The sequence below is a fragment of the Roseomonas sp. CECT 9278 genome, from assembly GCF_918698155.1.
Lineage (GTDB): Bacteria > Pseudomonadota > Alphaproteobacteria > Acetobacterales > Acetobacteraceae > Neoroseomonas.
The window spans coordinates 1-5097 of sequence record NZ_CAKKLX010000098.1; the positions used below are offsets into that span (position 1 = coordinate 1).

Annotated in this window: 5 protein-coding genes; all 5 read right to left on the minus strand. The window is 74.5% G+C overall.

The genetic code is table 11. The features are described 5' to 3' along the window. Positions 1 to 315 (minus strand): hypothetical protein (locus tag LQ222_RS25935; protein WP_230169769.1); only part of this gene is annotated, 315 nt, incomplete at its 3' end. Between the two features lies 1 nt (position 316). Beyond that, positions 317 to 1315 (minus strand): flagellar motor switch protein FliG, encoded by a 999-nt coding sequence (gene fliG / locus LQ222_RS25940; RefSeq protein ID WP_230169770.1) that lies wholly within the window; start codon positions 1313 to 1315, stop codon positions 317 to 319. A gap of 3 nt (positions 1316 to 1318) precedes the next feature. Next, a complete protein-coding gene (gene fliF, locus LQ222_RS25945) occupies positions 1319 to 2965 on the minus strand; it encodes a flagellar basal-body MS-ring/collar protein FliF (protein ID WP_230169771.1) in 1647 nt (548 codons plus the stop codon). Positions 2966 to 3122: 157 nt separating this feature from the next. Further along, entirely contained in the window at positions 3123 to 3782 is a 660-nt protein-coding gene (locus tag LQ222_RS25950) for a flagellar hook assembly protein FlgD (protein WP_230169772.1), read from the minus strand. A gap of 16 nt (positions 3783 to 3798) precedes the next feature. Beyond that, a partial coding sequence (locus LQ222_RS25955; protein WP_230169773.1) for a flagellar hook-length control protein FliK occupies positions 3799 to 5097 on the minus strand: 1299 nt, incomplete at its 5' end.

Genomic DNA, 5097 nt, shown 5'->3' on the forward strand with positions numbered 1-5097 from the left:
GCGCGCGGCCGCGGCTGCGGCGGCGTGGCCGGCGGCGAGCGCCGTGGCGGCCTGCGCGGCGGCCTGGGCGCCCAGCGTCGTCGCGCTCGCGGCCGCCTCGTGCAGTCCTTCGGCCTTGCCCTCCAGGAAGGCCACGCGCCGCGCCTCCGCGATCACCGCGGCGACCGGGTCGGGTTCGGGCGTCATCCCGGCCTCGGCGGCCTGCGCGGCCTGCGCGGCCTCGCGCCGCGCGGCATCCAGCGCGGCGATCAGGAAGGTCGGCGCGAAGCTGCCCGTCCGGGCCTCCCGCGCGATGGGTGCGAAACCGTTCGCCATGTCAGTAGACCATCTCCTCCTCGCGCCCGTCCTGCATCTGGATCTGGCCCTGCGCGGCGAGGTCCTTGGCCAGCAGCACGATCGCCGCCTGCGCCTCGTCGACCTCGCGCAGCTTGACCGGCCCCAGCCCGGCCAGGTCCTCCTTCAGCATCTTCGAGGCGCGCTCGCTCATGTTCTTGATGAACAGGTCGCGCAGCCCCTCCGACGCGCCCTTCAGCGCGAGCGTGAGCTGTTCCTTCGGCACCGCGCGCATCAGCACCTGCACGCCCGCGCCATCCATGCGCGCGAGGTCATCGAAGGTGAACATCAACCCGCGGATGCGCGAGGCCGCGTCGCGGTTGCGTTCCTCCAGCGCCGCCAGGATCCGCGTCTCGGACTGGCGGTCGAGGTTGTTGAAGATCTCGGCCATCATCTCATGCGCGTCGCGGCGCTGGGCGCGCGCCAGGTTCGACATGAACTCGGCCTTCAGCGTCTTCTCGACACCGTCCAGCGCTTCCTTCTGGACGGTTTCCATCCGCAGCATGCGCATCACCACTTCCATGGCGAAGCTCTCGGGCAGCAGCGACAGCACGCGCGCGGCGTGGTCCGACTTCACCTTGGTGAGCACGACGGCGACGGTCTGCGGGTATTCGTTCTTGAGGTAGTTCGCGAGCACCGCCTCGTTCACGTTGCCGAGCTTGTCCCACATGGTCCGCCCGGCCGGGCCGCGGATTTCCTCCATGATCTGGGAGACGCGGTCGCGCGGCAGCGTCTTCAGCAGCATGCGTTCGGTGGTCTCCCACGATCCCACCAGGTTGCCGGTCTGGCCCAGCCCCTCGGAGAATTCGCGGCACAGTTCCTCGACCGCGTTCGCCTGCACATTGCCCAGGTTCGCCATCGCCTGGGAGATGTCGCGGATCTCGTCCTCGTGCATCTTGGCGAACAGGCGCGAGGCGTGCTCCTCGCCGATCGCCAGCATGAAGGCCGCCGCCTTCTGCGCGCCGTTCAAAGTCCCTACCATCGTTCAGGCCCCCTCCGGCGTCATCCAGCGGCGCACCACGCTGAGGCTTTCGTCGGGATGGCGCTCCACAAGGTCCTGCATGCGCGTGATCGAGGAGGCGCGCATCTGCCCCTCGACCATGGCGATCGAGACCATCGCGTCCTCGCCCTCCGCACCCGGCAGGGCGGCGACGTCGCCCGCCTGGCCGGGCAGCGCGGGCGCGCCCGGCGCACCCGCGATCGCCGGCGTGGCGCCGCCGGCGATCGCCGCGGCCGACGGCCGGTTCGCCAGGGTGACCAGCCGCCCCACCGCGGGCCGGCCCACCAGCAGGATCGCGATCAGCGCCACCAGCGCGAACAGCGCGCTTTCGAGCAGCCGCGCGATGGTCGTGCTGCTGAAGGCCAGGTCGAACATCCCGCCGGCCTCGGGTGCCGCGGCGGGGGGTTCGGCGAAGCGCAGCGACACCACCTCGACCGTGTCGCCGCGGCGTTCGTCGAAGCCGATGGCGCCGCGCACCAGGGATGCGATGCGCGCCACTTCCTCCGCGCTGCGCTCGCGGAAGGTCGCGGCCGCGCCATTGGCCCCCGGTTCCCAGGCGCCATCCACCAGCACCGCCACCGACTGCCGGCGCACCACTGGATGTTCGCGCACGGTGTTGCGCGTGGTGCGGCCGATCTCGAAGTTGGTGGTTTCCTCCTGCCGGCTTTCCTGGGAGCCACCGCCGCCGGCGCCGGCGGGGTCGCCGCCGGGGACGTTGTTCTGCACGGTGGTCGGCCCGCCCTCGGCGTTGCGGCTGCTCTCCTGGACGGATTGCTGGCTGCGCGGCACCTGGTTTTCGGGGTCGAAGCGTTCCTCGGTGGTCTGCACGCGGTCGAAATCCATCTCGACCGTCGCTTCGGCGCGCACGCGGCCGGGGCCCAGGGTGCGTTCCAGCATTTCCTCGACCGCGCGGGCGATGCGCAGTTCCTGGCCGCGGCGGATTTCCTCCTGGGATTGCGCCGCCCCCGGGCCGGCCAGCGCCTGGCCGCCACGCGCCAGCAGCGCCCCGCGGGAATCGACGATGGAAACGTTCTGCGGCCGCAATCCGGGCACCGCGGTGGCGACCAGGTGCAGCACCGCCTGCACGCCCTCGCGGTCGAGCCGCTGCGCACCCTGCATGGTCAGCACGACCGAGGCCTGCGCATCGCCACGATCACGCGAGAACGCCTCGCGCCGCGGCAGCACCAGGTGCACCCGCGCCGCGCGCACCCCCGCGAGCTGGCGGATCGAGCGCGCGATCTCGCCCTCCAGCGCGCGCAGCCGGTTCACGTCCTGCTGGAACGGGGTGGTCGTGAGCGATTCACCACGGTCGAAGATCTCGTAGCCGACCGAACCGCCCTGCGGCAGACCCTCGCGCGCCAGGGTCAGGCGCAGGCGCGGGATCTGGTCCTCGGGCGCCAGGATGCGGCTGCCGCCGGCCTCGATGCGGTGCGGCACGCGGGCGCGTTCCAGCGAGGCCACCACCTGCCCGGCATCGCGCGGATCGAGGTCGGCATAGAGCAGCGCCATGGGCGGCACGCTGGCGCGCATCACCAGCCAGGCGAGCAGCCCCAGCACCGCCAGCCCCGCGCCACCCAGCAGCGCCAGGCGGACCGGCCCCAGCGCGCGCAGCTGTCCGATCAGCGCGCCCATGCGGCCCCCGCAGGACGCCGCGCGTCGTCGCCCACCTGCCGCCTTGCCCGTATCCGCCGCATCCGAGGGCCGCCTCCTGCCGCCGCGGCAGACTTTGCCGGGCCAAGGTTGCGGGGCCGTTAACGGCGGTGCCGATCGTCAGGCCTGTGGTCAGGCATCAGGCATCCGGCAGCAGGCGGCGCACCTTGTCGAAGCCGACCGCCAGCCCGCCGATCGACAGGCTGAGCCCGCTGCTGCGCTGTTCCGCGCCGGTCACGGTGCCGGCCACGGTGAAGGGCAGCGCCACCGCCTCGCCATTGCCGCCGCGCCCGTTCACCGTCACGCGATAGGCGCCGTCGGTCAGCGTGCGCCCGGCGGCATCCCGGCCGTCCCAGTTCCAGGCCGAGGCCGCGGTGCCCAGCGCGACCACCTGCTGGCGCAGCGGCCGGCCGGCGCCGTCGGTCACGGTGATCTCGGCGAAGCGGGCGGTGCCGGCGGCGGGCAGCCGCACCTCGGCACGGCTGTTCTGCAGCGCGAGCTGGTCTGCCTCGACCTCGACGCGCTGGCCCACCAGCGGCGCGGCGGCGGTCAGCTGCGCCGCCTGCTGCAGGGAGATCAGCCGTTCCAGGTTCTGGTTCATCGAGATCTGCTGCTCGACCGAGGCGAACTGCACCAGCTGGTTCGTCATCTGGTTGGCATCGAGCGGATCGGTCGGGCTCTGGTTCTGCAACTGCGTGGTGAGCAGCGTGAGGAAGGTGTTGAAGTCGCCGGCCAGGCGCGTGTTGCTGGCGGTGGCGCCGGCGGCGGCGGCGGTCGTGCCGGTGATGGATCCGGACATGCGGAAGCCTCCTGTGTCAGATGGCGAGGTCGAGCAGCGAGAGCACGTCGCGCCGGGTCGGCGTGGCGGCGGATGGCGTCGTCTCCAGGCTTTGCACGCCGCGTGCCGGGCGGCCCCCACCCGGCGTCTCGCGGTTGCGCTGGGAGTGGCCTGAACCGGCATCGCCGCCGCTCAGGCCGAAGGACAGGCCGCGCCCTTCCGCCTGAACGCCCGCCTGCGTGAGGGCGCGGTCCAGCTCGCGCTGGTCGCGCTGCAGCAGCGCGAGGGTCTCGGGCCGTTCCGCCAGGATGACCACCTGCGGCGCCTCGGCACTGCGCTCGACGCTGATCTCGACGCGGCCGAGCTCGCCCGGTTCCAGCGTGACGGTGATGCGCCCGCCGCCGCCGATCGCGACCGCGACCACCGCGGGCAGCACCTGGCGCACCGGCGCGGCCGGCGGCGGGGCGCGCGGTGGTTCGACGGCGGCGGTGTCGTTCGGTGCGGTGGGGCGGTCGATGGCCGGTGCCAGGCGCGGTTCGGGCGTCGCCTCGGCGCGCGGCGCCGCGGCGGGGTCCGGGCGCGCGGGCCGGTCGGTCCCGGCGCCGGGCAGGGCTGGCAGGGGAGATACCGGGTCGAGGCGCGGTGCGGTGTCGGGCAGGTCCGGAGCCCGGGCGGGTTCGTCGGCAGGGAGCGCCAGGGCGGCCTCGCGGGCTGCTTCGGCGGCGCGCAGGGGCGATGATGGCCGTGGCCTGGCGACGTCCTCGGTGGCCTGCGTGCCCGGGCGCGAGGTGGTCGCGGGCGGCGCCAGGCGGGCCGCCACGGCGGTGGCCGTCGCGGCTTCCGGCGTGACCGTGGGCTTGGCGCCTGCCGCGGCCGCGGCGATCCCGGCGGGCCGTGCATCGGCGCTGGCGTCGATCGGCGCCGCCGGCGCGCCGGCATCCGGCGCCGCCGCCGGCGCGACGATGCCCGGCGTTTCCGGTGCGATCGCATTGCGCGCGGGTGCGCTGACGTCCCGCCCGGTGCCGCCACCGGGCGGCGACGGTGCCGATTCACCAGGATCGGCGGCCGGTGCCGGGCCGGGTGCCGGCGCCGGGGCGCCGGGCGGCGGCGCGGCATCCGCGACCGGCACGCTGTCGCTCGGTTCCGTCCGGGGCTCCGGCGGCGCGGCGTCGGTCGCGATGGTCTCCGGGGGCGGCGGCGGATCGGTGCCGAGGATCGCGGGGGCCGCAGCCGGCGGGGCGGCCAGCGGGGCAGGGTCCTGCGCCGGCGGTGGTGCGTCGGTGACGGGCGGCGCGGGCTGCGGCGGCCGCGCTGCCACGCCGGGCGGCGGCAGCGG

Excerpts from the sequence above, each read along its gene's own strand:
- LQ222_RS25950 (WP_230169772.1), bottom strand. The coding sequence starts at position 3,782 with ATGTCCGGATCCATCACCGGCACGACCGCCGCCGCCGCCGGCGCCACC.
- fliG (WP_230169770.1), bottom strand. The coding sequence starts at position 1,315 with ATGGTAGGGACTTTGAACGGCGCGCAGAAGGCGGCGGCCTTCATGCTG.
- fliF (WP_230169771.1), bottom strand. The coding sequence starts at position 2,965 with ATGGGCGCGCTGATCGGACAGCTGCGCGCGCTGGGGCCGGTCCGCCTG.